The organism is Candidatus Chloroploca sp. Khr17, assembly GCF_004138165.1.
Taxonomy (GTDB): domain Bacteria; phylum Chloroflexota; class Chloroflexia; order Chloroflexales; family Chloroflexaceae; genus Chloroploca.
In genome coordinates this window covers 139,086-163,460 of record NZ_RYFF01000001.1, presented here as the reverse complement: position 1 = coordinate 163,460, position 24,375 = coordinate 139,086, and the positions used below count along the sequence as shown (strand labels likewise).

Genomic DNA, 24,375 nt, shown 5'->3' with positions numbered 1-24,375 from the left:
GGTGGGCAGACAGCAGCGAGCTAGGGGGTTGTTACCCCAAGCATCCGTGCCAACAGCACACTTTGGGCTTCGTTGAAGTAGCATGCCCGTTGACCGGCGGGGGTATAAAAGACAACATCGCCACCCGAGCCAAAAATGGCACGATAGCCACCGATCTCACGAATGCGCTTTTGCTGAACCGCCAGCAACGCACACAAAAGATCCGTTGCCGGCTGGTTCAACGTCAGTGCATCGTAGCCACGGACAACATGGTAGATCAGCAGGGCTGGTTCGGCGTTGGGCTCGTAGGTGATTTCGTAGTCAGCAATAATGTGTGTAGGCATGGTTGATCGCGGGGCAGCGGCCCCAAGCTCGGTACGCAGTCAGGACGGGCGAAGCTCGTCCTGACTGCGTACCATCCACCTCTCACAAATCGACTTGCCGCGGCATAATCGGCAACTCATCAACGCGCAGGCTCGCTGGCAATGTGCATGTCCAGAGAATCGCCTGAGCCACGTCGTCGGTGGTGAGCAAACGACGGCGGAAGGTCTCATCGGGATTGAGCGGGGCGAGATCGGCGTTGATCATCCCTGAGATGATATTAGTCACAAAGATATTATACGGGCGCACTTCCTGGGCGAGCGATTGCGAAAGCCCGGCGAGCGCAAACTTGGCCGCGCTGAAGGGGCTGATATTAGCGATGCCGATCTTGCCGACACGTGAGCCAAGATTGATGATCGTCCCGCTACGCTGGCGTTTCATATAGGGAATCACGGCCCTTGACGTATAAAAGACACCCGTCAGATTGGTGTCAATGATCGAACGCCATTCGCTATCAGTAAACTGCTCGATCGGTGAAATCTTCATCATCCCACCAGCACAATTGACCAGAATATCAATCCGTCCGAGCAGCGCAACCGTCTGCTCAATCAAGCGTTGCACCTGGGTCGAGTCGGTCACATCGGTGGGAATACTAAAACCCTGTTGCCCTTCACCGGCAATTTCCGCAACGAGGTGCTCGAGACGATCCCGGCGGCGAGCAGCAACAATGACGGTGGCCCCTTCGCGGGCGAAGATACGAGCAGTAGCGTAGCCGACCCCGCTAGAGGCACCGGTAATGATCGCAACACGTCCTTTGAGTTTCATGGACTCCTCGTGGCATCTGTTGAACTATTCTGTCTGCATAAGACGTACCTTCTTGATTATAGCTCAGCTTTGATGATGTTGTGCAGGTTTCTTTTGTTTTGTGGGGCGTTGCGGCCCCACCTGTGCATGAACCCAGAGCTACCACCCCAAATCTAGGGCAAGCACATCTTCTGCCGTCTCCGTCAACGGCGCGGCTCCTGGGCCAGGGTGACCGGAGCACCGTCAGGCTGATAGTCTTCCAGAAATTAATCCGGTCTAGCCCGCGCAGGCGGGCTTCGCTTCACCTAGCCGAGGGCTTCAGCCCCACGGCATCAGGCGCATAGCGGATCATTTCCTGTAAAATCATAAGCCCGCGGCTACGGGTCGCGAAGGCCGCCTGCGCGGCCTCATCCAGCCGGCGCAGGCGGGCTTTGCACGCAGGAGCCGAGCCGTTGACGGCGACCCCGGAGAGCTGACTTTGCCTCAGCCCTGCTCTTGGGCAGCGAAGCTCCAGCCAGCGAAGGCCGGCTTCGCAAACCCGAGCCGAGCCGAGGCGTCGACGGACACAGCAGGCGCGCCTGCCCGCTGTAATGCTTCATCTTTACCAATCGACACGACCGTATTGCGTTTATCCCTTCCCAGGCGGCGGCTCGGTCACCAGCAACTCAGGCAAGAGGTGGCTCTTGGGCGGGATCAGCGTGATCTCGGCCCCGCTCTCGGTGATATTTTGCAGTTCGAGAATGGTAAAGAGCGTATTGGCGATCTGCGGGTCGGCGCTGATTTCACGCAGCGCCTGCCCGAGGATTTGCGGGCGAATCGCCTGCGCACGCGCAAACTCAATCGCCGCCCGTCGCTCGGCTGTGCTGGTGATAATGCTCACCTGATTTACGCCATCCTGGCTAATCGCCGAGGTCACCTGGCGCAACCGGTTGACCACCTTGGCTTCGATCTGGCGGATCATGCCAACATCGCGAAAGTGGACTTTGCGGATATAGACCGAACCAAGCTGGTAGCCCCATTCTTGTGATTTGGGCGTGACCTCGTTGCGCACAACCTGGCTCATCGGGTGGCGGTTCTCAAGCATATCTGCCAGGGGCATATTGCTCAACGTCCGCACCACCGTGTTGCTCACATTCGCTGCCAACGACCCCTGCGGATCGGCGTTCTTGAAGAGATACGAAATCGGGTCGCTGATCCCCATCTCGTACCAGACCCCGATCCCCATTGGGGCGCCCTCTTCCGAGTTGACCGGCTGACTGCGCAGATACCGCTGATCAAGGCGCATATCGAGCACATCGCACCGCCCAAAGAAGTTGATAATCACCGCCTGCGGGCCTAATTCTATCAACAGGATATGCAGGCCTGGCTCGCGGATCACGCCGACAACTTTGCCAAAAAGGGTGTAGACATGGCACGTGCCTTCACGCACAACCGTGTAGATACCAAAGAGACGCACAAAACCAAGAAAGAGTGGCACCAGAATAAACAGGAGGAGAAACGTCACCCCCGCCACCGAGAGAGATAGCCAGATCATCGCTCCACCTCCATAATGACACGCTCCGCTTTGCGGAAGAGGTTCAGGCGCACATTGCGGAGATACGCCTCCAAGGCGCCGGGGCCACTGATATCAAGTTGATGAAGTTGCTCGGCCAGGGCTTTGAGCGGCTCGACTTCAGCCTGGGCCTTGAGGGTTTCGATTTCGACCGCCCGCTTCGACTGCACAATGGTCTGGTCAGCCCCGGCCTGGGCCAGGCTGATATCCGAAGAGACCTGGTTGTGGGCGGTATTGATTGCCGCCATCGCCGACTCAACCTCGCGTGGCGCATCAATCTCGGTGATAAGTGAAGCATCGAGCACAATGCCATACCGTACTGCCGACGAGAGACACTCGCGATCCATATGTTCGTTCAGATCACGCAGATTCTTGCGCAAATCGTTGATCGACACCCCGCTCACGATGCTCGAGTCAGCTGCGGGCGCACTGAGTTCGGTTGTAATCGGCGGCAAAATACCCAGTGGGGTAGGTGCTTCGAAGTTCGCAATGCGCTCACGCAGGATCGAGATGAAATAGCCCATCACATGCACCACGGGATTCTTAACCCCAAAGAGGTATGGATACAAATGGCGCTCGGAGACACGATACCGAATCTGGCCCTTCAAACCAACATTCAGTTGATCTTTCGTCACTGCTTCGAGAAACGTTCCACCGCCATTGGCTTTGGGATCTTCGAGATCCAGGGCCATATTGATCGTCTGGGTCGCAATCGATACCTTGTGAATACGCTCCCACGGCCATTTGAAGTACGGCCCCCCCGGCATAATCACGCGCACCTGCGGATAACGATAGCGCTCACGCTCCTCGGGCCGCAAAAACTCCGTGAACGGATCTTCGGCTGCCTGACTCGCCGGTAGACGTTCCGCACGCCCAAAAATTGTCTTGACCGCACGCTCATTCTGGTTCACGGTATAGAAACTCAACATGATATACCGCACTATGAACCATCCGATGAAGCCCATCATGATCCCGATAAGAACTGCACTCATAATGTGGTCACTGCTCCTCTTAGGGTTGTCGCCGAGGTGAACTGCATCGCGGCTGGCCCTGGACGCTAGCCCATCGCATCCATCCGCGCCATCCAGAGCGCAGGCTGCTTGATCTCTTCCATCGTAGGCAGGTGCTCGACACGCTCCCATACCCGCGCACAGTAGGCTTGGCCGCGCGCCTGGGTGACCGCGTTGACAAAGGCTTCACCCTGCTGATACTGCGCAAGCTTGAGATCCATGCCCGTGATCCGGTTGAAGACCTGTTCGATGATCGTCCGGGTTGATTGCCGCTGGGCCACCCGGTGCTCGATCTGGTCAAAGCTCGGCAAGAGCCGTTTGCCTACCGCGTTCATCACGTGGTTGCCGTATCCCTCAACGAGTGACATCAGCGCTTGCAGTTGCTCAAAGATGGCCCGTTGCTGCGGGGTGAGCATCAGTTCGATCCAGTGCTCGTTCGAACCCCAGTTCTGAATAAGGCGCATCAAGAGCTGCGGCAGGTTGAGCCCCAACCCTTCGAGTTGATCATTCAACTGATCAAAGTATTGTTGCAACAGATCACGGAAGTGCTGACGTACCCACGGGTACGCTTCAAACTCAAAGGCGTGCGTCGTTTCATGCAGCGCAATCCAGAGCCGGAAATCTTCGTCGTTCAACCCCAACTGCCCCTGCACCCGCGCGATGTTTGGCTCAACAAAATAGAGCGCCCCGCCCGTCGCGGGATCAGGTGATAACAGGCTCAAGTCGTATTGCCCCAACACCCGTCGGGCCAGGAAGCCGAGCAATCCGCCCATTTGCAAGCCAAGCAGTTTGCTGTTCACGTCACTAAAGAGCATCGCCATACCGTTCTGCGTTGCGTTGCGCTCGTAGATCGCCTCAATTGGGCGAAAGAGATGCTCAAATGAAGTGAAGTTCGCCTCCAGCCACTCGCGTCGATCATGAACATACACCCGGCTGATTGGCTCGGGCAGTTCGACCCCGAGGTATTCGGCAATCAGTGGCTCGCTCTGCTGCACCAGACGCAGATACTGCGCCTCGCGAAACGACCGCTCGACCAACGGGGCCTCTTCCCATTGCGACACTCGCAAGGCCATGGCCCGCGCTTGATCCCAGTCAATCAGACTCGTCTCCCGACGCTCAGTGCGTGTGCGCGTCTCAATATAATAACGTGCGGCGGCGCCGACGACTGCCCCGATCAGGAGCATGCCGCCTAGACGACGTAGATCAGTTCCAGGCTTCGCCACGACGATTTCCTTTCTCGCGAAATCCAACATAATAACAGCCAGTGTAGCACGGATGCCCGAACCCTGTCCAATAATTTGACAGCCTCCCTACCCCATGCTATACTCGTTGAGTGCGTGCGGGGGCGTAGCTCAGTTGGGAGAGCGCGACAATCGCACTGTCGAGGTCAGGAGTTCGAGCCTCCTCGCCTCCACCACACACACAACGGGGCCATAGCTCAGTTGGGAGAGCGCAACACTGGCAGTGTTGAGGTCTGGGGTTCGAACCCCCATGGCTCCACCACAAGCAACAAAGCGTGACGCCGAGCAGGATGCTCGGCGTCACGCTTTGTTGCTTGATCCACGGGGGCTTTATGCCTGCTCCGGCTGCGTACGCGCCGCCGCTTCGAGTAACTGCAGAATCCGCGGTACCATGGCCGCCGGGTTCTGGTGCAAGCCTTCGATCAACAGGGCATTATCGTAGAGTTGCTCGGCGGCGGCGGTGACAATCGGGTCGTTCACATCAGCCTCGACCCGCTGCGCCAGGGCGGCAACCAGGTTGTGGCTCAGGTTCAACTCAAGAATGCGCGGTGCCGCGTCAGCTTCGCGACCCAGCATCTGCTGGATGCGCTGCATTTCGCGCCCCATCATATCGTCGTCGCTCACCAGACGCGCCGGGCTATCACGCAACACCTTCGACGCACGCACGGTTTTGACCTTTTCACCCAGGATCGCAGCCAGACGCTCGGCCAGGGGCGCGAATTGCGCTTCGCTAATCTGTGGCTCGGGCGCAGCTACCTCGCCCGGCAATTCCAGGTCGGCCTCATCAACATTGCGCAGTTTCAAGCCTTCGTATTCACGCAACCCCGAAAGCATAAAGCCATCCATGAGGTCGGTCAACAGCACGACCTCGATCCCCCGTGCCGTGAACGGATCAAGGTGCGGGCTCGTCGCGGCAGCTTCGGGGCTCGCCGCCAACACATAGTAGATCTCTTGCTGCCCATCAACAATCCGACTCTTGTACTGGCCCAGGGTTGCCAATTCGCCCTCGCTGCGGGTCGTCTCGAAGCGCAATAGCTTGAGCAGTTCGTTCCGGCTTTCGTAATCAGTCGCAACACCCTCTTTGATAAAGACGCCGAACTCTTGCCAGAAGGACTTGAAGGCGCTCGCATCCTTATCAGCCAGATCATTCAACTCGCGGTGCAACCGGCTCGTCAACGTCTTCCGAATGCGCTGCATCACCGGTGACGACTGCACACTCTCACGCGATACATTGAGCGGCAAGTCTTCACTGTCAACCACACCCTCGATAAAACGGAAGTAGGCGGGCAGCAGATCCTTCGCCTCTTCGAGGATCAAGACCTTGCGCGAATAGAGCCGAACCTTGCCTTCAATCCGGCGCTCGATCAAGCCGCGCTCACGTTTGCCAGGAATAAAGAGCACGCTATGCAAATCAACCGGCACATCAGTCGAAAGATGCACATGCAGCATTGGCTCATCTGGCTCGAACGTCAATTGCCGATAGAGATTCTGATACTCTTCGGCTTCAACTTCACGCGGAGCACGCCGCCAGAGCGCCTTGCGCTGATTGATCTGCCGGTCGCCACTATAGATCGGAAAGGCAACAAAATCTGAATGGCGTTTCACAATCTGCTCGAGACGCCAATCATTGGCAAACTCGGCTGCATCTTCCTTCAAATGGAGCGTAATCGAGGTGCCGCGTTCTTCACGTTCAGCCGAGCCAATGGTGTAGCTATCGTCACCCGTGCTCTCCCATATGGCTGCCTCGGCCTCGGGACGGTACGAACGCGACACAACGCTCACCTTATCAGCAACCATAAAGACTGAGTAGAAACCAACGCCAAACTGGCCGATCATTTCGCTCGCCGTGGCCTTGCTGGCGTCTTTGGTCTTTTCAACAAATGCGCGCGCACTCGACTGGGCAATCGTGCCCAGGTGATCAATCAATTCCTCACGGGTCATGCCCGTCCCGGTATCAGTGATTGTCACCGTCCGTGCCTCTTTATCGGCACTTAGCCGAATCGCCAATTCCGCCTCGGCATCGCGCACGTCACGGTTGGTCAGCATCTCAAACTGCATCCGATTGAGCGCATCCGATGCATTCGAAATCAGCTCACGCAGAAAAATCTCACGATCGGTATAAAGCGAATGGGCCAGAATTTGCAACACCTGTTGCACCTCGGCCTTGAAGGTCTTTGCCTCGACCTGAGGCGCCTCAGTCGGCTCGGTCGTCATATACCAGCACTCCTTGCTTCTTCAAAAATAATTCTCCCTATTGTACCGCATCCTCTAACCTTCGCTCTTCAACAAGGAAAACGGGGGCGTGGGGCTACGGCCATGCGTATTACCTTTTGTATGTTGGTGTTTTTTGCCAGCGAAGCTGGCAAAAAACACCAACATACAAGTAATTCTTGGGTGCCGTAGGCACCCACCAGTACTTACTATAGATCACGAAGTGTTAGAATCACATTAACACTAGACTAACAAACTATATATAGTTCAGCCTGAAGACTGAGCAAAAGCCCATTGACAAGCCCTCTGCCCTATGTTATCCTTGCGCTTAGTGAAATTGAAACGATGCAGAGACGGAACGGAAGGAGCACGCAACATGACAATAGGAATCAACAGTGCGAACATCGGCGTTGCCGATACGGGCCTTGTGGTTCGGGTCGTTGTTGCCCGTGCCGCCGCGAGGGTCAGCCAGATCCCATTCCGCCTGCTCAGGAGCTAACTGCTCCCCTGATACGATGAGCAACAGGCTGTGGGTGGCTGATCAGCACCCGCAGCCTTTTTTGATCAAAAAAGGCCGTGGTGTGCCCAGCACCCACGGCCTTTTTGTCTTCACAACGAGTCCGCAGCACGTACCTTTGCTTTGCTGGTTCAACCGCCAGCCAAATAATCTACCCATAAACAGGCAGGAGCCATCCTATGATACAGCTTGATGTTGCAGCAATGACCACGCGCACGCCATCGGAGGAATTCGACAACATCCCAATGGGGAGGTCAGCCTTGCTTATTTTAGAGCGTGACGGCTCACTGCATCAATATTCCCCTGCCGAGGGCCATGCGGCCCCCTCGCAGGCAATGATCCATCTCCATCAAGAAGAGGCAAAACCGGGCTTGATCGACAACCTGCTCGCCTTTGCCTTTGATATCCTTGGCGTCACCAAGCTGGAGTTGCGTATCCATGAACAGCCAGAAGCTTGAGGCAACGATGAGCAACACAGACCAGACGCCAACTCGCCCGGATCGCTTGCTCGGTACGGTTTTGCGCGCCCAGAGTGGCTTTTTCTGGGTACAGACCAGTACCGAGACGGTGATCTGCAAGCTTCGCGGGCGCTTGAAACGCGAACGCCAAGCGAGTGATATCGCCGTAATCGGCGATCAGGTCGAAATTACGCTTGTTGGCAACGGCGAGGGGGCGATTGAAAGCGTCTACCCGCGGCGCTCCAAACTCGCCCGTCGCGCCGTCGGCACGCGAGGGGCCTATAAAGAAGATGTGCTCGTCGCGAATGTTGACCAGGTTCTGCTGACGTTCGCCTGTGCCCAACCCGCCTTTACGCCTCGTATGCTCGATCGTTACCTTGTTATCTGCGAACATAGCGGCCTTGAAGCCATTATCGTCGCGACCAAAATTGACCTGGTGGATCAGGCGGTTGCGACCCAACTCTTTGCCCCCTACGAACACATCAACTACCGTGTACTCTATGTCTCAAATCAGACCGGGCAAGGCCTGCAGGCAGTACGCGACACCCTCGCCGGGCGGATCAGTGTTGTCACCGGCAAATCCGGGGTCGGCAAATCAAGCCTGCTCAACGCCCTCCAGCCCGATCTCCACCTCGACACGGGAACTATCAGCACAGCCCTCAACAAAGGCCGCCATGTCACCACCGTGGCCGAATTGATCGCCCTCGAACTACCTGACAAGGGCTATGTTGCCGACACCCCCGGTATTCGCGAAATCGGCCTTTGGCAAGTCCCTGCCGATGAACTCGACTGGTGTTATCGCGAACTACGTCCCTACCTCGGCCAGTGCTATTTTGCTGGCTGTAGCCATATTCACGAACCAGACTGCGCCGTCCGTACCGCTGTGACCGCTGGCAAGATTGATCCCGCCCGCTACGACAGCTATGTAAGGCTGCGCCAGGGCGAAAGTTAAACGGGAGTAGAACTGAATCATGCCTAAAATCCGCATCAACCTGCGTGAACTGAACAATCTGGACGATCTGGATCTGATCGAAGAGACGGACGAACTGCTCGAACGTGAAGAGCGGGGCGGTGAAGAGAAAGAAAAGCGGCCAATTAACCCGATTGCCCTGCAACGCCGCCAGGAGGGTCGCAAATGGGGCAAGGAAGTCAACCGCATGCTGCGCGAACGCAAACAGTCGCGCTAAGCGCATACGCATAAAGCTTAGGGAGCCTACGCGGGCGGCACCATCAGGCAACTATACTTGAAGTCTAAGGTGCGCTTCTTGGGGGCCGTAGGCCCCCAAGAAGCGCACCTTAGACTTCGATAATCGGCCCCTCGCGGGCTGCCTCAAGGCGCAGCGACGACCCTATCGCCACGAGTTCAGCGCGGTAGTGGGCCACCAGGGCATCGAGTTGGGTGTCGGTGCGCGTCGGTGCATGGTGATAGAGCAAAAGTTGTTCGACGCACGCTTGTTGTGCCACCTCGATCGCATCCTCGACGCGACTATGCCCATAATCTTCGACCTCTTCGGCCCGCGTATACGGGGCACTGTGGATCAGCACCGTCGCCCCCTCGGCAAAATGCACGGCCTTCCGCCAGATCTGCGCATCACTGTAGCGCACATCGGTCATATAGACCACGGTTCGCCCGTGCTCTTCGATCCGATAAGCCCAGATGGGCGAATGCTTGTGCTGCGACAGCGGCATCGCCCGAACCGTCAGTTTTCCAACCTGAAGGGGATGCGTTGAGATCGGCTCAAAGCTATGCGTGGCCGCCATATGGGCCAGGCCATAGACTGGTGAATAGACCGGCGAGAGAATGCCATCATAGACCATACGCAAAGAACCGCGGATACTATCGGGGCCATAAATTTTCAGCGTATTGCCCGGTGTATGCACCAACCCCGGAAACGGCAAGCCTAGCAGGTGATCCCAGTACGTATGGCTGATCAACAGGGTCAACTCGCCCCGCCCTTCGCCAAATTCCCGTTGCATCAACTCATCGCCAAAGCGACAAAAGCCGGTTCCACTATCAAGAACCAGCAATTCGTCGTGGGCACCATAGATCACGACACAACACGTATTGCCCCCGTACCCCAGATACGCTGCCCCCGGGGTTGGCACATACCCACGCACCCCCCAGAACTGAAGCTTCATAGCGCTTCCTCTTTGTCTAGCACCATGCCCTCAAAGGCAGCGCGGATCACAAGGGGTGGCCTGGCTAGGGCTGACTGCTCTGCGACGATCTGGTCAACTTCATCATCCGATCGGTGCGGATCATGATGAAAGAGCACTAATTCGCGTACGCCTGCTGCTTCAGCAATCTCACGCGCCTGACTTGCGGTGCTATGCCCCCAGTGAGGAAACTGCGCATACTCAGCATCGGTAAACTGAGCATCATAGAGCATCCAGTCCGCATCACGGGCGAGTTCAATAATCTCCTCACGCATGGCGGCCAGTTCTTGCAATTCTGCATCCGAGTCAGTCGGCCGCCCTCGCCAGTTGATCCGTTCATCACCAAAGAGGACGGTGTGAAATGGCCCCGTATCAGGGATAAAAACCAGGCTTGCCGCCTCGGTCTCCAGACGATACGCCAGGGCTCGATACGGGTGATTTGTCCGTGCCGTGCTTACCTGCACCGAACCAAGCTTGAAACAAGATCCCTGATCAATTTCGTGGAAGTGTAATTCGGCCCGTAAATCCTCCAGACTCATCGGCAACAGCGGATCAGTCAGGGCATTGGCAAGCGTCGTACGCAGCGTCGATTGGGTGCGAGCCATGCCGAAGATATCAATGCGGTATTCTGGTTGATAAATGGGTTGAAAAAAGGGAAAACCAATAATATGATCCCAGTGGGTATGGGTCATCAACAGGTCAAGTTGCCGTGGCGGCGCAGGCTCAGCCGCCAGCGCATCCCCTAGCATCCGCAGCCCCGTCCCCGCATCAAGCATAATGCACCGATTAGTGGTACGCACCTCGACACACGTTGTATTGCCTCCATAACGAAGCACTGAACGATGTGCTACCGGGTACGAGCCACGGGTTCCCCAGATACGTACTCTCATGCCCTCGATCCAGAAGTCCTTCGCATAATTATGCTATAGTGTACAGGATAAATGCAATCTGTGTGGTCGTCTACCAGTTTCTCATAGGGCGCTTGCATTTGTGTGTGCTGTTAGACCAACGGATCGCCCTCATCTGCCCACACCGTTGGCGTCAACGCCTCGGCTATGGCATGCAAAGCCGACCTACGTTGGCTGGATGAAGGCCGCGCAGGTGGCTTTCGCTGAACAGGAGCCGAGGCGTTGACGCCGACGGCAGAAGCTCCAATCGCCATCAAGGAGACACAGTGAAACGGATCAAAATAGGGGTGCAACTCCATCCTCAGCATACCACATGGGCCTCGTTTGCCGATGCGGTGCGCCACGCCGAGGCCCTGGGATGCGATACGATCTGGAACTGGGATCATTTCTTTCCGCTCTATGGTGATCCCCAGGGTTCCCACTTTGAAGGGTGGACCGTCTTGACCGCCATGGCAACGCTGACAACCCGCGTTGAAATCGGATGCCTGGTCTCGTGCAATAGCTATCGCAACCCTGCACTGCTCGCAAATATGGCCAAGACGGTTGATCATATCAGTGGTGGGCGACTGATCTTTGGCATCGGGGCGGGCTGGTTCGAGCGCGACTACGAGGAGTACGGCTATACGTTTGGCACCGCACCTGATCGACTACGGGCGCTCAAAGAGGCACTCCCAATCATCAAGCAGCGTTGGGAGGTGGAAATTCCGCCCCCTGTACGCCCGATCCCCATTTTGATTGGTGGCGGTGGCGAAAAAGTCACTCTCAAGCTGACCGCCCAGCATGCCCAGATCTGGCATGGCTTTGGCACCCCCGACGTCATCCGACACAAACATGCGGTCTTAGACTCCTGGTGTGTCGAACTTGGCCGCGACCCTGCCGAGATCGAGCGCAGCGTCTCGCCTGCCAAAGGCGAAAGCCTAGAAGCCTATCTTGAAGCAGGTGTGACCCATTTCATCTATGGACTTGGCGAGCCATGGGATTTTGGCCCGGTGGAAGAAGCCTTGCGCTGGCGTGATGCCCAATAAAGCCTGAAAAAAAGCCAGCGTAGCTGGCTTTTTTTCAGCGAATCTCAAGTGTCGCGTGGCAATTGTTGCGCGTGCCCTTCCAGCCGCCAGAGGATCCGCTGCACTACCTGCGCATCAAACGCAACCTGCGCATTCTGTTGCGCATCGGTTGGCTCGAAGAGGCCCCGGCCTTCGGCGTCAAAACTATTCGCCACATACACCAGCGCCTCTTCCCGCACCTCACGCTCAAGCGCCAGATGTTGACGATAGAGGTGCCGCATCAATTCTGGTGACGGCCTGAGATTACGGAGTTCGCGCCGTCCGAGGATCGCGACCAAGCGTGCGTGGGCCTCACCAGGATCGCGCGTCGTTGCCGTCAGCATCACCCGCTGCAGCCCCACCGGTGGCGGGAGGAGATTGGGAACAACGGTACCCGTGGCGAGCGAGGGACTAAACTGGATCTGTCCTGCGTGGCGTAACACCTGATCAGCCAGGGGTGAATTGAACTGCGGCACATTGATCGTCGCAGTCAGAAAGCAATTACGCGGTACCACCGGATGCTGCGCTGCTGGAAGCCCACTCAAGACGAGACGCCGCTCGCCGTGTGGTTCCACCCGCAACAGTTGACTCAGATACAGATCGAGTTCTTCGAGAGTCAGCCCTTTGAGCAGCACCAGATAGGCTTTGCCAGCGTTTTCGGGCACTGCCGCCTCGTGCATCGTTTCGAGCAACTGACTAATGCCAAAGCGCGCATGAATATCGCGGTAGTAGGTACTCTGCGTACCGTGGCCTGTCCAACTATCCGACCCAATCGTCACAAACTGCCCACTATCCTGGCCGACGAGCGAAGCCGCCACCCCAGCCGCCAGGGCTGCCTTGCCCGCGCCTTCGCGGCCAGTCAGCACCACAAACGGGTTCGTCTTCAATGACACATAGTAGGCAACAAGCAGGGAACGTGAAAAGAGGCTTCCGAGATCATCAACCAGCCTGGCAACGAGTTGTTGCTCACCACTGCCAGCACAACGAGCGCGATAGGCTGAAGCAGGCGAGGTCATTGTGTTGACAGGGTGCGTCAACTTCCCCTGGCCCACACTGGCCTGACCACTGGCGTCTTTGCCAATGGTATGGAAGTTATAAGCAATCATAGGCTCCTATCCAAGGCGAATATCTGAGGCATCACCGATGTTCAGTTCGTGACTGATCCCATCGACATAAGCCTTATCTCCGATCAAACTCCCCGACATAATCACAGATTGGATTTGCGCACCAGCGTTCACAATCGTATTTTGGATAATGGATGTACGAATGACGGCCCCCTCTGCGACCGAAACATACGGACCAACCACCGAGTTTTCAATCACCGCATTGGGGGCAATATGCACGGGGGGAATAATCACCGAGTGCATCCCATCAACCATGAGGCTATGCCCGTGGTCTAACAGATACCGATTGGTATCCAGCAGCGCCTCGACCGTGCCGCAATCACGCCACATCGGCACGGCTTCGGCATGCAAAATCTCACCCCGTTCAATCATCACCTGCAACGCATCGGCCAGATAGTACTCGCCTTTGGTCTGGATATTGTGCTCCATAACATAGCCGATCGCATCCATCAAGCGCTGCGCTTCAGGCAAATAATAGAAGCCTACGACCGCCAGGTTCGAGACTGGCTCGATGGGTTTTTCTACCAGACGTACAATGCGCCCCTGCTCAACCACCGCCACCCCAAAGCGACGTGGGTCATCGACTTCTTTGCAGTAGATAATGCCTTCGCTGGGATGGGTCGCCAACCGTTCTTTGTCAATGCCGACGAGGCCATCACCAAACACCACCAGCAACGGGCCACTGATCTCATTGGCGAGATAGATCGCATCGGCTTGACCACGCATTTCCTTTTGTACAAGAAAACGTAGCGGAATATGACCGTAATTTTGACAGACAAATTCTTCGATTTGTTTGCCTAAATAGCCTGTCACACAGATTAGTTCGTCAATCTGCAAATGGAGAAGATCATCAATAATATGCGCGAGTACTGGTTTGCCCGCAACCTGCACCAGCGGTTTTGGTTTGCTAAATGTATGAGGCCGCAAACGCGTACCCAACCCTGCCGTCAAGATCATAACCCGCATAGCTTCAGTTCCTTGATGCGCACGTACCGCCGCAACATCCTGATCCACATCCCCCACCGGCAGGCGCACTCATCGCAGATACCTCTGAACGCAATGAACCACCACGGCTATGCGCGGCAAAGACCGATAACTGGCGGTGGACATGTTCACTTCCACAGGCGGGACAGGTAATGTCTTTGTCATCCTGATCCATCCGGCGCAAGAGATCAAAGTGACTATGGCACACGGCACAACCATACTCATACATTGGCATAGGGCCACCTCAAAATAGAACCTGATTTCCAGTTTGTAGCTTCCGTACCCTGATTATACCACGCCCCTGCCCAATATGGAACCTTGACAGCACGAAACGGACATGGTACGATTCCGCCACTTCAATGATGGATAAACCCACCCAAAACACGGGTATTTCTTCCCCATGCTCCGACACACTGTTGTGCCGGATGAACGACCATTTACGCTACAGAACCTCCTCGGCTGAACGCAATGAAGCTGCGGGCCGCTGATACTTGCCGCCTTGCAATCGGGGCGCACTCACGCACCCAGGAGAATGCCTATCGCGCTATTTATGGTGTTCTTTGCGTTGGCTTTTGTGATAGCTTTGCTTGCTGAAGGAGTATCTTCTATGAACAAATTGAACTGGCGTAGCAGCCTGGCCGTAGTCATGCTGCTGGCGCTGCTCTTGCCCATCCTGGCCGCCTGTGGTGGTGGCACGGCAACCGCCCCGACCACCCCACCCGCACCCGAGGCAGCGACAACTGCCCCGGCCCCTGATGCGCCAACCACCCCCCCGGCCCCTGATGCGCCAACCACCCCCCCGGCCCCTAGTGGTGGTACCGCTCAGGCCGGTGTGCTGCGGATCAATACCGAGAGCGAACCTGATAATGTCGATCCGCAAAAGTCCAGTTTTGTGCGTGAAATTCAGTTCATCATGATGGCCTATCAGGCCTTGATGACCTTCGATGGTAATATGGAACCCATCCCTGCCGCCGCCGAGAGTGTTGAGACCTCGGCTGATGGGTTGAAGTATACCTTCAAGCTGCGGCCCGATGGTCAGTATAGCGATGGCACCCCCGTGACGGCGCAGAATTTTGAGTATGCCTGGCGCCGCCTCGCTGACCCCGAGACGGCCGGTGAGTATCAGTCGCTGCCATGTGGCATCATCAAAGGCTATAGCGAGTATTCGGCTACGGCTTGTGAGGGCATGGAGATGGAGGAAACCCTCGCCCGTGACCAGGACGAGTTGCTGGCGAACTTCGGCGTTAAGGCCATTGATGACCTGACCCTCGAAATTGAACTCGTTGCTCCGGCTCCCTATTTCCTCTCGATGGCCGCCCTCTGGATTGGTGCCCCAGCACGCGAGCAGGATATCGCCCAGGGTGACGACTGGTGGTACTACCCCGAGAATTATATTGGTAATGGACCTTTTGTCCTGACCGAGTGGGACCACGGCAATCGGGCCGTCTGGGAACCCAATCCCAACTATGCCGGGCCACTTGGCCCTGTCGCACTGCAGCGTGTCGAGTACTATATGATCACCGAAAGCCAGGTCGCGTTCCAGGCTTATCAGAATGGTGAACTCGATATGCTCGCCGTTGCCCCCGAAGATCTCCAGGCTGTGCAAAGCGATCCGACACTAAGCCAGGAGCTCTTGCCGGTCAGTGGTTCCTGCACGTTCTACTTTGGCTTCAATACGACCAAGGCACCCTTCGAGGATCTCAAGGTGCGGCAGGGCTTTGCCCAGGCGTTTGACCGCGAAGCCTGGAACCGCGATATCTTTGGTGGTCTCGGCAGCGTGGCCTATAGCTTTATCCCCCCAGGCTTCCCTGGCTACCAGCCCGAGTTGCGCCTGTGGGAATTTGATCCCGAGGCGGCCAAAGCCATGATCGCCGAGTCTTCGTATGGCGGCGTCGAGAACCTGCCCGAGATCAAGTTGACCTATTCGGCCAGTGCGCGCAATAATGCCCGCTTCGAGTGGATGGCCGGCCAGTTGAAGACCAACCTGGGCATTGATGCCGTCCTTGACCCGATTGACCCGACCGCTTTTTCGGCGGCCACCAAGGATAACCCGCCCCAGATGTTCTCGCTCGGCTGGTGCGCCGATTATCCCGATCCCCAGAACTGGATCTCGCTCTTCCAGACTAATGGTCTGCTGAGCACCCGTGTTGGCTATTCCAATCCCGAGTTTGATGCCCTGGTGACGCAGGCTGATGTCGAGCAGGATCCCGTCAAACGGGCCGAGCTCTATGCTCAGGCGCAAGAGATCCTGGTGACTGATGCACCGGTTGCCTTCACCCGCAACGACGGTGGCTATGAACTCGTCAAGCCGTATGTCCAGGGTGTCACCGGCGAGACAATTACGCCGATTGATTACTGGTATGGCTTCTTCAACCTGCCGAATGTTGATGTCCAGCCCTGATGGAGTTTAGGGGCTTCCTTTCGTTGGAACAGAGCCAGCTATGTTGGCTCTGTTCCAGCGAAGAAGCCGGTTTTGGGGGCGCAGCCCCCAGCTATTTCACGTATGCTGGCACAAACGGCCAACAAAGTTGGCCGTTTGTGCCAGCATACGCACCGGGCTGGTAGGGCGACCGCCTTCGACATAATGCGTATGGGCCGCAGGCCCCAAACCCCTTGAGCGGAGCATAATGCTATGACGGCGTATATTATTCGTCGCATTCTCTGGCAGATCCCAGTGCTGGTTATTGTTGGCCTGCTGACCTTTGGTATTGCCAAAATGACGCCTGGGGGGCCATTTGATACCGATCCAACGCGACGTCAGATGTCACCACAGGTCGAGGCGGTGCTACGGGATCGCTTTGGCATGGATCTACCCTTTTGGCGCCAATTTACGCGGTATATGTTTCTCGATGTCGTCACCGATCCAAAGACTGGTGAACAAGCGATCCGCTGGGGTGCGATTGGCGGCAACTTCGGGCCAACCTATAGCTCGCGTGGGGCGCGTACCGTGCAGCAAGAGTTGTTTGGTGAGCGTGGAGGCAAGCCGAGCCGCTTTTATTATTCGGCCCGCCTGGGGGTACAGGCGCTCCTCTTTGCGGTGCTGCTTGGCATTCCGATGGGCGTGCTTGCTGCGCTCAAACAGAATACCTGGATTGATTATCTGGTGCTCTTGACCTCAACGTTCTTTGTTTCGCTCTCGACCCTCATTGTTGGTTTTCTGCTTGTCTTGATCTTTGCAAGCGGGTTGCAATGGTTTACCGTCTTGCCCAACTGGAATGATCCGATCCGCCCGTGGATTCTCCCCACGATTGCGCTCGGCTCAACCTCGCTCGGCTTTATTACCCGCCTGACGCGCTCGAGTGTCCTCGAGGTCAAGCGGCAAGATTATGTACGCACCGCGCAAGCCAAGGGCCTCAACGATCAGGTCGTTGTCTGGCGGCATATGTTGAAAAATGCGGTGCTGCCCGTCATTACGATCCTCGGGCCACTCTCGGCAGCGTTGATTACCGGCACGCTCTACACCGAAATTATTTTTCAAGTTCCCGGCATGGGTTCGCTGTTGATCGAAGCCATCGGCAAACGCGATTATTCCATGATCATGGCCGGCGCGCTGGTCTTTGTCTTTTTTCTTGGCCTCGCCAATCTCATGGTAGACATTGCCTACGGTGTGGTTGATCCGCGAATCAGCTATAAATAAGGGCGAGCCTCTGTCCCCACATATGCGGGGCGCAGCCCTCACCAACGGAGTACAACCATATGGCAACCACGGCCCGTTCAGCATCAGCGCTCGAAGAGCTCAACCTCACGGCAACAAAACCTCGAAGCCTTTGGGGGGATGCGTGGCGACGGCTCCGCCGCAATAAGGCGGCCATGCTTGGGATCACGATGGTGTTCCTCTATGTGTTTATCGCAGTTGCGGCACCCTGGCTTGCGCCCAAAAATCCGGTCACCCAGACTTCCAATAACAGCCTTCGCCCGCCGATCTGGGTCACCGATAATCCAAACCGCCAGCCGAATCCTGAACATATTCTCGGTACCGATACCAATGGCCGTGATATTCTGAGCCGCCTGATCTTTGCGACGCGCGTCTCCTTGATTGTGGGGGTGGTGCCACAGATCATTATTGTGGTGATCGGGGTCGGTATCGGCCTCGTGGCCGGTTTTCGTGGTGGTTGGGTTGATAACCTGTTGATGCGTTTGACTGAAATTGTTGCCTCCTTCCCTGATCTGCTCTTCATCATTACGCTCACCGTGGCTTTCCGCGAGACTTTATTTGGCAAGGCGTTTAATGGTCTCTTGTTGATCTTTACCGCCCTGGCTGTGGTTGGCTGGACGAGCCTTGCCCGTCTTGTGCGTGGGCAGGTGCTCTCGCTCAAGGAGAAGGAATTTGTCGAGGCAGCGCGAGCGCTCGGCATACCGACCAGCCGCATTCTTGTGCGCCATATTTTGCCCAATACGCTCGCCCCGATCATTGTGGCGGTTTCGTTCAGTATCCCTAGCCTGATCCTGGCGGAAGCGATTCTGACCTTTCTCGGGGTCGGGATGCGGCCTTCGGTGGATCCAGCCAATCCGTTGCCGACCAGCCTTGGGCAGATGATGACCGATGGGTTCAACAATCTCAGTTCCGGCCCCTGGATGTTGCTTTTCCCCGTCTTGCTACTCTCAACGCTCGTGATCTCTTTCACCTTCCTGGGTGATGGGTTGCGCGATGCGCTTGATCCGCGGGATGCCGGGCGTTAGGAGGGGGGAAGCGCACGCGCACCGGGCCATGGCCCGGTGCGCGTGCGCGAGTGCTTCCCCCCTACGGTGCCATCCGGGGCGGATGGGGGTGCGCTCTCAAATCCAGCGCAAGCAAGCTCGGTACTTGCGCAAAACTGCCCTAACGCGGCAACAGTGCTTCAAATGTGGGCAAGCTCATCAAGCAGACGCTGGCGCTTCCCTGCTTCGGCAATGCCACGAGCTTCGGCAAAGAGGGTTCGCGCTTCGTGGGGCGGCAAGAGCGGCGCGAGCCAGATGCGGATCTGTGCGGCCAGATGATGGGTGCCAAGCGCATCGGCTTGCGCCTGCGCCGTCGAAAGACGGTGAATCGCGAGACTCGTTTCGCCTCGTCGTAGCGCGACCAGGCCGAGGTTCGCCACTAGGCCCGCGATGCGCTCGGGGACATCAAGCCGTTCGGCTAGCGCCAAGCCCGCGCTAAAGGCCTGCTCGGCGTGATCTAGCTGCTCTCGGGCCAGGGCAAGTTCACCCTTGGTCGAGAGCAGGTAGGGTTGCAGACCAAGGAAGCCCGCAGCTTCAGCGAGCTTGAGCGCTTCACCAAGATAGCCTTCTGCTGGTTCAAGGTCACCAAGCAGGTGCAAATGGTACGCCAGATTGTTACGGGCCAGAATGCGCCACATCATGGCCTGATTCAATCTGTCGGGTGCTTCTGAAACCGCATCAGCGACATGCATTGCTTCGTGGTAATAGGCGACCGCCCGGGGCAAGTCGCCTTGCTGCGCCGCCACACTGCCAAGCTCAAAACGTACCTGAGCCAGTGCCGTCTGATCGAGGCTGGCCTGCGCGATCACGAGCCGCTCGGCTTCGCCGAGACGCAGCGCCGCTTCGCCGAGATCGGCGCCTTCCAACGAGAGCGCTGTGCCCCAGCGGAAGAGCGCCTGCGCACGTTCGCCGGGAGTGCCTTGGGTCGCCAGATCGCGCACCAGATCGATCACCTCAGCATAACGGGCCTGCGCGACAAGAACCCCGGCTAGCTTGAGGCGTGCGTGGTTAGCCTGCGTCTCGTTGGTGGCAAGCGCCAGCGCTTCACGGAGACGTTCGGCTGCGCGGGCACCTTCACCCTGTTGCGCTAGCGCCTCGCCCAGGTCAAGCAGAATGACAAAGCGCTCGGCGGGTTGGCTCCCCGCCAGGGCCTGCGCAAACAGAGCCGTTGCTTCGCTCCATGCCGCAACCGCAGTGGCCCTGCGTGCAGCACGCAAAGCATACTCGGCGGCGCGTTCGGGCGCGCCACCCTGCGCAAAATGCCACGCGATCATCCCCGCCATGGCATCGAGCTCGTTGCGATGCAGCGCCTCCATTGCCTCAGCGATCCGCCGATGAAGGCTGCGCTGACGAGGGATCCCAAGCTCGTGCCCTGCGACTTCGACGGTCAGGCTATGGTCAAAACGATACCGCCGCTCATCAAGCGGCTCGACCAGGCGTGCGGCTTGCAATTCGTCGAGGGCATCAAGGGCCGCCTGCTCAGAGAGTGCGGCTGCGCGGGCGGCAACTTCAAACTCAAATTCGCGCCCAGCCACGACAGCCGCATCAAGCACCCGTCGAGCACCTTCGGCAAGCCGCGTGAGGCGCGCTTCAATTAAACTATAGACGGTAGGGGGGACGATTGGGGCCGTTGCGCTATCAAGGTGCAGATGCCCATCAGGGCCAAGCATCCCCGTGGCGAGCGCGTGGCTAAGCACTTCAACCAGAATATACGGATTGCCTTCGGTCGTTTGTTGAATCCAGGCTGCCGTTGCTTCCACATCATGGGGGCAGAGTTGCTGGGCCAGGAAGGCCGTTTCCGTTGGGTGAAGGCGCTGCAGCGCTAGCCTCCGCAGATGGTTCTCACGTGTCAGACCGGCCCTCAGGGTTGCCAGCGCATGACGAGGGGGAACTGGGCGCGTCGTCGCCAGCACGCTGACCTGGGTGCCCTGGCTACGCCGAAGGAGGTAGCTCACCAGACCGAGCGTACTGGCATCGGCCCAGTGCAGGTCGTCCAACAACAACCCAACCGGAACGTGACGGACCAGCGCCATCACCAGTTGCGCAACGCCTTCCCACAAACGGGCCTCTTCAGCATTGCCCAGCGCGATTGGCTGACCAGGGAGCGCTTCTGCCAGTTCGGGCACCAGACGCGCAACTTCACGCAACCAGAGAGGGGCCAGATCAAGCTGAGCACGGAGCGCAGACCACCTGGGGTGCGTTGCAAGCATGCGCAAGGCGGCGATCACCGGTTGATACGGCAGACTCTGCTCGAGTTCACGCGCAGCACCAACAAGCACCAGACCATGCTCGGCAACATGTTGCCCCAGGAACTCGGTCGCCAGCCGCGTCTTGCCAATCCCCGGTTCACCCTCGATCAACACTAATTGCCCTTGCGTCACCGCCTCGGCGATCAGCGCCAGTTCTGTCTGCCGCCCAATAAATGGCAAGGCGAGCAACGACGGTGGCTGGAGCGGCGTCGGTGCGGACGGACGCGTGACCAGGGAAACTTCGCCTGCCCGCGACAACTCGACGGCAACATGCTCTGCAGGAGGCCGCACAAGCGCATCGGTAATAAGCGCATCATAGAGCTCACGAGTTGCCTGCATCGGCGGCACCCCGACCTCGGCATCAAGCAGATCCTGCAGGTGCTCGTAGCGCCGGATCGCACCTACTCGGTCGCCGGCATAATAGTGGAGGCGCATCGCATCACGTTGCAAATCTTCCTGGAGCGGATCAAACGCAAGGGCCTGACGTAGCGCATCAAGCGCCACCTGATAGGCTTGGCGTCCCTCGGCGAGTCGCGCCAGGCGGGTGAAGCCGCGAATTGCCAGCATCCGTGCTCGTTCACGCTCGGCGGCCAGCCAGTCCTCGAACGGCTCAGCATCAGCAAGACTGAAATCGGTGAGCAGATCATCACGATAGCCATGTAAGGCCCAGGCAAGGGCAGCCTCATCAGCATTAGGCTTCTGGATCGTCGCCAACAACGTGCGATAATCAACGTCAGCCTCCAGGCCAAGTTGGTACTCACCAGACACCAAGGCTGGGCCAAGCGCACGCCGCACCGCGTGCAACGTGGTGCGCAACAACTGCTGAGCCCCACTACGGTCATGATCAGGCCAGAAGAGGCCCAGCAACTGCTCGCGGCTCACCGGCGCAGTCTGGGCTGCCAGGTAATAGACGAGTGCCCGGGCGCGGCGGCGAGGTAACTCAACGATCACCCCATCACGCACAAGCCTCGGCGCACCAAAGAGCGTCACCACCAGCATAACCACTCCCATTGGCAACAATTGGATTTCATTATAGCCGATCCGTAGGGGCGCAGCAGCCATCACAGGAGCCTGTGAACCCACAGGGGGGCCATGGGCTGCTGCGCCCCTCCACCCTCGGGCCGGTGCCCCACCCGTGGGTACGGCATTGGATACATCGTTATGATGCGCCTTGGCCTACCTGCATGCTATACTGTACGCATGTCTATCAGCCATTGAGGATCGCCATATGTGGCTACGTTTTTTGGGAACTGGTACCTCGATGGGGGTGCCGGTCATTGGGTGCAAGTGCGCCGTCTGTACATCGTCTGATCCGCGCAATCGGCGTCTCCGCACGGCAGCCTTGCTTTCCACTGGTACCGAGACTATTTTGATTGATGCGGGCCCCGATTTTCGTGAGCAGGCCCTGATCGCAGATCTCTGTCGTCTTGATGCGGTCTTGATTACCCATTCCCACTTTGATCATACCGCAGGCATCGACGATCTTCGTCCACTCTGCTGGAGTGGGAGCGCCATCCCGATCTATGGGAGTCCCCAGACGCTCGGTGATGTGCGTGAGCGCTTTGCGTATGCGTTTACCGAAACATCAGTCGGGTCAACCCGCCCGAGTCTTGATCTGCGCCCAGTCGTGGAGCCATTTACGGTCGGCTCGTTGACGATTCAACCCTTTGATGTGATGCACGGAAGCTGGACGATCACGGGGTATCGGGTGGGGCGGCTTGGTTATATCACCGACGCAAGTGCGCTATTGCCGACAGCCTGGGCGCTGCTGCGCGACCTTGATGTGCTCGTGCTGAATGCGTTACGCTACGAACCCCATCCGACGCACTATTCGGTTGCGCAAGCCCTTGAAGTTGTCGCTGCCTTGAAGCCACGCCGCGCTTTCTTTGTCCATATGAACCACAACATTGACCACGCGCTTGCCAGCCTTGACTTGCCCGAGGGGGTGGCTTTTGCCTATGATGGGTTGGAAGTTCAGGTGGAGCTGTGACCCGGATCGGCGTTGATGCACGCCTCAATGCGTATCGTCAAGGTGGCATCGCCCAGTATACCCGCCAGTTACTCGGCGCAATGGCGACGCTTGCGCCCGACCTTGAGTTTGTCGCCCTCCAACACTATCGTCAACGCGAGCCGCTCGCTGTTGGCCCCAATCTCCACCATGCTACGCTGATCACGCCGCCCCATCATCGCTACGAGCAACTGAGTCTTCCACTTGAGCTCTGGCCGCGACGACTGTCACTCTTGCATTGTCCCGATTTCATTGCCCCGCGCCGACGGCGCTGTCCGGCGGTGATTACCATCCACGATCTGGCGTTTCTCCATTATCCTGACATTCTCGATGCGGACGCACGTCGCTTTTATGCGCAGATACCCGAGGCTGCCCACGATGCCGATGCTGTCATTACCGTTTCAGAGGCAACGCGCAACGATATTGTCAGCCTCCTTGATCTGCCCGCCGAACGGATTACCGTGATCTATGAAGCGGCCGATCCGAGCTTTCAACCGCTTGGTCTGCTACCTGATGCGACGCGAACCATCAATGGGCGTCAACTGACCGCAGCGAGCTTTCTGCTCTTTGTGAGCACCATCGAACCACGCAAGAACCTGGAGACGCTGCTCCATGCGCTTCGCCTCTTGCTCGATCGCGATTCCCGTATCCCCTACCAGCTCGTTGCTGCCGGCGCACCGGGTTGGCTCGACGACCCGATCTATCGCCTCGTGCGCGAGTTGCACCTGGCTGAGCATGTCTGGTTTACGGGCAAAGTGGCGCACGACGAGTTGATCTGGCTCTACAACGCCTGTCGCCTCTACCTCAACCCGTCGCTCTACGAAGGTTTTGGCCTTCCTGTGCTCGAAGCGCTTGCCTGTGGGGCACCGACGATCGTGGCTGATACAAGCAGCCTGCCCGAGATTGTTGGCCAGGCCGGGATCTGTCTCCCGCCACGTGATCCTGAGGCCTGGGCCGATACAATCGCCTCGCTCTGGCATGATGAAGCCGCACGCACCGCTTTGATTTGGCGGGGACCACCCCACGCGGCCCGGTTCACCTGGCAACGTGCGGCCCACGCAACGCTCGCCGTCTACCGGAGCCTCCTCTAAAGAGTTTCAGCACACAATCT

22 protein-coding genes and 2 tRNA genes are annotated in these 24,375 nt (G+C 57.7%); 12 read left to right on the top strand and 12 right to left on the bottom strand.

The window, feature by feature from the left end; genetic code table 11:
• Positions 1–20: 20 nt before the first annotated feature.
• The 5 genes from EKD05_RS00695 to EKD05_RS00675 form a co-directional block, all read right to left on the bottom strand.
• Entirely contained in the window at positions 21–323 is a 303-nt protein-coding gene (locus EKD05_RS00695; protein ID WP_129670378.1) for a hypothetical protein, read from the bottom strand.
• A gap of 82 nt (positions 324–405) precedes the next feature.
• Entirely contained in the window at positions 406–1,125 is a 720-nt protein-coding gene (locus tag EKD05_RS00690) for an SDR family oxidoreductase (RefSeq protein ID WP_129670377.1), read from the bottom strand.
• Between the two features lie 607 nt (positions 1,126–1,732).
• A complete protein-coding gene (locus EKD05_RS00685; RefSeq protein WP_129670376.1) occupies positions 1,733–2,638 on the bottom strand; it encodes an SPFH domain-containing protein in 906 nt (301 codons plus the stop codon).
• A complete protein-coding gene (locus EKD05_RS00680; protein ID WP_129670375.1) occupies positions 2,635–3,648 on the bottom strand; it encodes an SPFH domain-containing protein in 1,014 nt (337 codons plus the stop codon). The genes EKD05_RS00685 and EKD05_RS00680 overlap by 4 nt, the downstream gene beginning before the upstream one ends.
• 65 nt (positions 3,649–3,713) lie before the next feature.
• Positions 3,714–4,889 carry a zinc-dependent metalloprotease gene (locus EKD05_RS00675; protein WP_240695564.1) on the bottom strand — a complete coding sequence of 392 codons (1,176 nt, stop codon included), beginning with the start codon at positions 4,887–4,889 and terminating at the stop codon, positions 3,714–3,716.
• A 118-nt stretch (positions 4,890–5,007) separates the two neighbouring features.
• On the opposite strand from EKD05_RS00675, the gene EKD05_RS00670 reads away from it, so the two are divergent.
• Positions 5,008–5,083: transfer RNA gene (locus tag EKD05_RS00670), tRNA-Ala, on the top strand.
• Positions 5,084–5,093: 10 nt separating this feature from the next.
• Positions 5,094–5,169: transfer RNA gene (locus tag EKD05_RS00665), tRNA-Ala, on the top strand.
• 68 nt (positions 5,170–5,237) lie between these two features.
• Here the strand turns inward: EKD05_RS00665 and htpG are convergent.
• Positions 5,238–7,121 (bottom strand): molecular chaperone HtpG, encoded by a 1,884-nt coding sequence (htpG, locus tag EKD05_RS00660; RefSeq protein WP_129670373.1) that lies wholly within the window; start codon positions 7,119–7,121, stop codon positions 5,238–5,240.
• A 373-nt stretch (positions 7,122–7,494) separates the two neighbouring features.
• On the opposite strand from htpG, the gene EKD05_RS26995 reads away from it, so the two are divergent.
• From EKD05_RS26995 to EKD05_RS00645, 4 genes are all read left to right on the top strand, one after another.
• Positions 7,495–7,617: a hypothetical protein gene (locus EKD05_RS26995; protein WP_255426991.1), complete on the top strand. Its 123-nt coding sequence runs from the start codon at positions 7,495–7,497 to the stop codon at positions 7,615–7,617.
• A gap of 197 nt (positions 7,618–7,814) precedes the next feature.
• Entirely contained in the window at positions 7,815–8,093 is a 279-nt protein-coding gene (locus tag EKD05_RS00655) for a hypothetical protein (protein ID WP_129670372.1), read from the top strand.
• Positions 8,074–9,045: a ribosome small subunit-dependent GTPase A gene (gene rsgA, locus EKD05_RS00650; RefSeq protein WP_240695563.1), complete on the top strand. Its 972-nt coding sequence runs from the start codon at positions 8,074–8,076 to the stop codon at positions 9,043–9,045. Before EKD05_RS00655 ends, rsgA begins: the two co-directional genes overlap by 20 nt.
• A 19-nt stretch (positions 9,046–9,064) precedes the next feature.
• Positions 9,065–9,280 carry a hypothetical protein gene (locus EKD05_RS00645; RefSeq protein ID WP_129670371.1) on the top strand — a complete coding sequence of 72 codons (216 nt, stop codon included), beginning with the start codon at positions 9,065–9,067 and terminating at the stop codon, positions 9,278–9,280.
• Between the two features lie 109 nt (positions 9,281–9,389).
• Here EKD05_RS00645 and EKD05_RS00640 read toward each other — a convergent pair whose 3' ends face one another.
• Both EKD05_RS00640 and EKD05_RS00635 read right to left on the bottom strand, forming a co-directional pair.
• The gene (locus tag EKD05_RS00640; RefSeq protein ID WP_129670370.1) at positions 9,390–10,232 is read right to left on the bottom strand and encodes an MBL fold metallo-hydrolase; all 843 of its coding nucleotides are present in this window, start codon (positions 10,230–10,232) and stop codon (positions 9,390–9,392) included.
• Positions 10,229–11,140, bottom strand: coding sequence for an MBL fold metallo-hydrolase (locus EKD05_RS00635; RefSeq protein WP_129670369.1), 912 nt, complete (start codon positions 11,138–11,140; stop codon positions 10,229–10,231). Before EKD05_RS00635 ends, EKD05_RS00640 begins: the two co-directional genes overlap by 4 nt.
• A gap of 284 nt (positions 11,141–11,424) precedes the next feature.
• Here EKD05_RS00635 and EKD05_RS00630 point away from each other — a divergent pair, with 284 nt between their 5' ends.
• On the top strand, positions 11,425–12,183 hold the full coding sequence (locus tag EKD05_RS00630; protein ID WP_129670368.1) for an LLM class F420-dependent oxidoreductase: 759 nt from the start codon (positions 11,425–11,427) through the stop codon (positions 12,181–12,183).
• A gap of 44 nt (positions 12,184–12,227) precedes the next feature.
• Here EKD05_RS00630 and EKD05_RS00625 read toward each other — a convergent pair whose 3' ends face one another.
• The 3 genes from EKD05_RS00625 to EKD05_RS00615 are packed head-to-tail and all read right to left on the bottom strand — an operon-like array spanning position 12,228 to position 14,538.
• Entirely contained in the window at positions 12,228–13,307 is a 1,080-nt protein-coding gene (locus EKD05_RS00625; protein ID WP_129670367.1) for a hypothetical protein, read from the bottom strand.
• A 6-nt stretch (positions 13,308–13,313) separates the two neighbouring features.
• Positions 13,314–14,291, bottom strand: a complete 978-nt coding sequence (locus tag EKD05_RS00620) for a sugar phosphate nucleotidyltransferase (protein WP_129670366.1) — start codon at positions 14,289–14,291, stop codon at positions 13,314–13,316.
• Positions 14,292–14,295: 4 nt separating this feature from the next.
• Positions 14,296–14,538 (bottom strand): zinc ribbon domain-containing protein, encoded by a 243-nt coding sequence (locus EKD05_RS00615; protein ID WP_129670525.1) that lies wholly within the window; start codon positions 14,536–14,538, stop codon positions 14,296–14,298.
• A 378-nt stretch (positions 14,539–14,916) separates the two neighbouring features.
• Here EKD05_RS00615 and EKD05_RS00610 point away from each other — a divergent pair, with 378 nt between their 5' ends.
• The 3 genes from EKD05_RS00610 (at position 14,917) to EKD05_RS00600 (ending at position 18,989) form a co-directional block, all read left to right on the top strand.
• A complete protein-coding gene (locus EKD05_RS00610) occupies positions 14,917–16,710 on the top strand; it encodes a peptide ABC transporter substrate-binding protein (RefSeq protein WP_129670365.1) in 1,794 nt (597 codons plus the stop codon).
• Positions 16,711–16,941: 231 nt separating this feature from the next.
• On the top strand, positions 16,942–17,946 hold the full coding sequence (locus EKD05_RS00605; protein WP_129670364.1) for an ABC transporter permease: 1,005 nt from the start codon (positions 16,942–16,944) through the stop codon (positions 17,944–17,946).
• A gap of 59 nt (positions 17,947–18,005) precedes the next feature.
• On the top strand, positions 18,006–18,989 hold the full coding sequence (locus EKD05_RS00600) for an ABC transporter permease (protein WP_129670363.1): 984 nt from the start codon (positions 18,006–18,008) through the stop codon (positions 18,987–18,989).
• Between the two features lie 158 nt (positions 18,990–19,147).
• Here EKD05_RS00600 and EKD05_RS00595 read toward each other — a convergent pair whose 3' ends face one another.
• Positions 19,148–22,318 carry an AAA family ATPase gene (locus EKD05_RS00595; RefSeq protein WP_240695562.1) on the bottom strand — a complete coding sequence of 1,057 codons (3,171 nt, stop codon included), beginning with the start codon at positions 22,316–22,318 and terminating at the stop codon, positions 19,148–19,150.
• A 166-nt stretch (positions 22,319–22,484) separates the two neighbouring features.
• Between EKD05_RS00595 and EKD05_RS00590 the strand changes: the two genes are divergently transcribed.
• Positions 22,485–23,246, top strand: coding sequence for an MBL fold metallo-hydrolase (locus EKD05_RS00590; RefSeq protein ID WP_129670362.1), 762 nt, complete (start codon positions 22,485–22,487; stop codon positions 23,244–23,246).
• Entirely contained in the window at positions 23,243–24,355 is a 1,113-nt protein-coding gene (locus tag EKD05_RS00585; protein ID WP_129670361.1) for a glycosyltransferase family 1 protein, read from the top strand. Before EKD05_RS00590 ends, EKD05_RS00585 begins: the two co-directional genes overlap by 4 nt.
• Positions 24,356–24,375: the final 20 nt, after the last annotated feature.

Coding starts and splice junctions, on each gene's coding strand:
- EKD05_RS00695 (WP_129670378.1), bottom strand. CDS start 323: ATGCCTACACACATTATTGCTGACTACGAAATCACCTACGAGCCCAAC.
- EKD05_RS00690 (WP_129670377.1), bottom strand. CDS start 1,125: ATGAAACTCAAAGGACGTGTTGCGATCATTACCGGTGCCTCTAGCGGG.
- EKD05_RS00685 (WP_129670376.1), bottom strand. CDS start 2,638: ATGATCTGGCTATCTCTCTCGGTGGCGGGGGTGACGTTTCTCCTCCTG.
- EKD05_RS00680 (WP_129670375.1), bottom strand. CDS start 3,648: ATGAGTGCAGTTCTTATCGGGATCATGATGGGCTTCATCGGATGGTTC.
- htpG (WP_129670373.1), bottom strand. CDS start 7,121: ATGACGACCGAGCCGACTGAGGCGCCTCAGGTCGAGGCAAAGACCTTC.
- EKD05_RS26995 (WP_255426991.1), top strand. CDS start 7,495: ATGACAATAGGAATCAACAGTGCGAACATCGGCGTTGCCGATACGGGC.
- EKD05_RS00655 (WP_129670372.1), top strand. CDS start 7,815: ATGATACAGCTTGATGTTGCAGCAATGACCACGCGCACGCCATCGGAG.
- rsgA (WP_240695563.1), top strand. CDS start 8,074: ATGAACAGCCAGAAGCTTGAGGCAACGATGAGCAACACAGACCAGACG.
- EKD05_RS00645 (WP_129670371.1), top strand. CDS start 9,065: ATGCCTAAAATCCGCATCAACCTGCGTGAACTGAACAATCTGGACGAT.
- EKD05_RS00640 (WP_129670370.1), bottom strand. CDS start 10,232: ATGAAGCTTCAGTTCTGGGGGGTGCGTGGGTATGTGCCAACCCCGGGG.
- EKD05_RS00635 (WP_129670369.1), bottom strand. CDS start 11,140: ATGAGAGTACGTATCTGGGGAACCCGTGGCTCGTACCCGGTAGCACAT.
- EKD05_RS00625 (WP_129670367.1), bottom strand. CDS start 13,307: ATGATTGCTTATAACTTCCATACCATTGGCAAAGACGCCAGTGGTCAG.
- EKD05_RS00620 (WP_129670366.1), bottom strand. CDS start 14,291: ATGCGGGTTATGATCTTGACGGCAGGGTTGGGTACGCGTTTGCGGCCT.
- EKD05_RS00615 (WP_129670525.1), bottom strand. CDS start 14,538: ATGTATGAGTATGGTTGTGCCGTGTGCCATAGTCACTTTGATCTCTTG.
- EKD05_RS00610 (WP_129670365.1), top strand. CDS start 14,917: ATGAACAAATTGAACTGGCGTAGCAGCCTGGCCGTAGTCATGCTGCTG.
- EKD05_RS00605 (WP_129670364.1), top strand. CDS start 16,942: ATGACGGCGTATATTATTCGTCGCATTCTCTGGCAGATCCCAGTGCTG.
- EKD05_RS00600 (WP_129670363.1), top strand. CDS start 18,006: ATGGCAACCACGGCCCGTTCAGCATCAGCGCTCGAAGAGCTCAACCTC.
- EKD05_RS00595 (WP_240695562.1), bottom strand. CDS start 22,318: ATGGCTGCTGCGCCCCTACGGATCGGCTATAATGAAATCCAATTGTTG.
- EKD05_RS00590 (WP_129670362.1), top strand. CDS start 22,485: ATGTGGCTACGTTTTTTGGGAACTGGTACCTCGATGGGGGTGCCGGTC.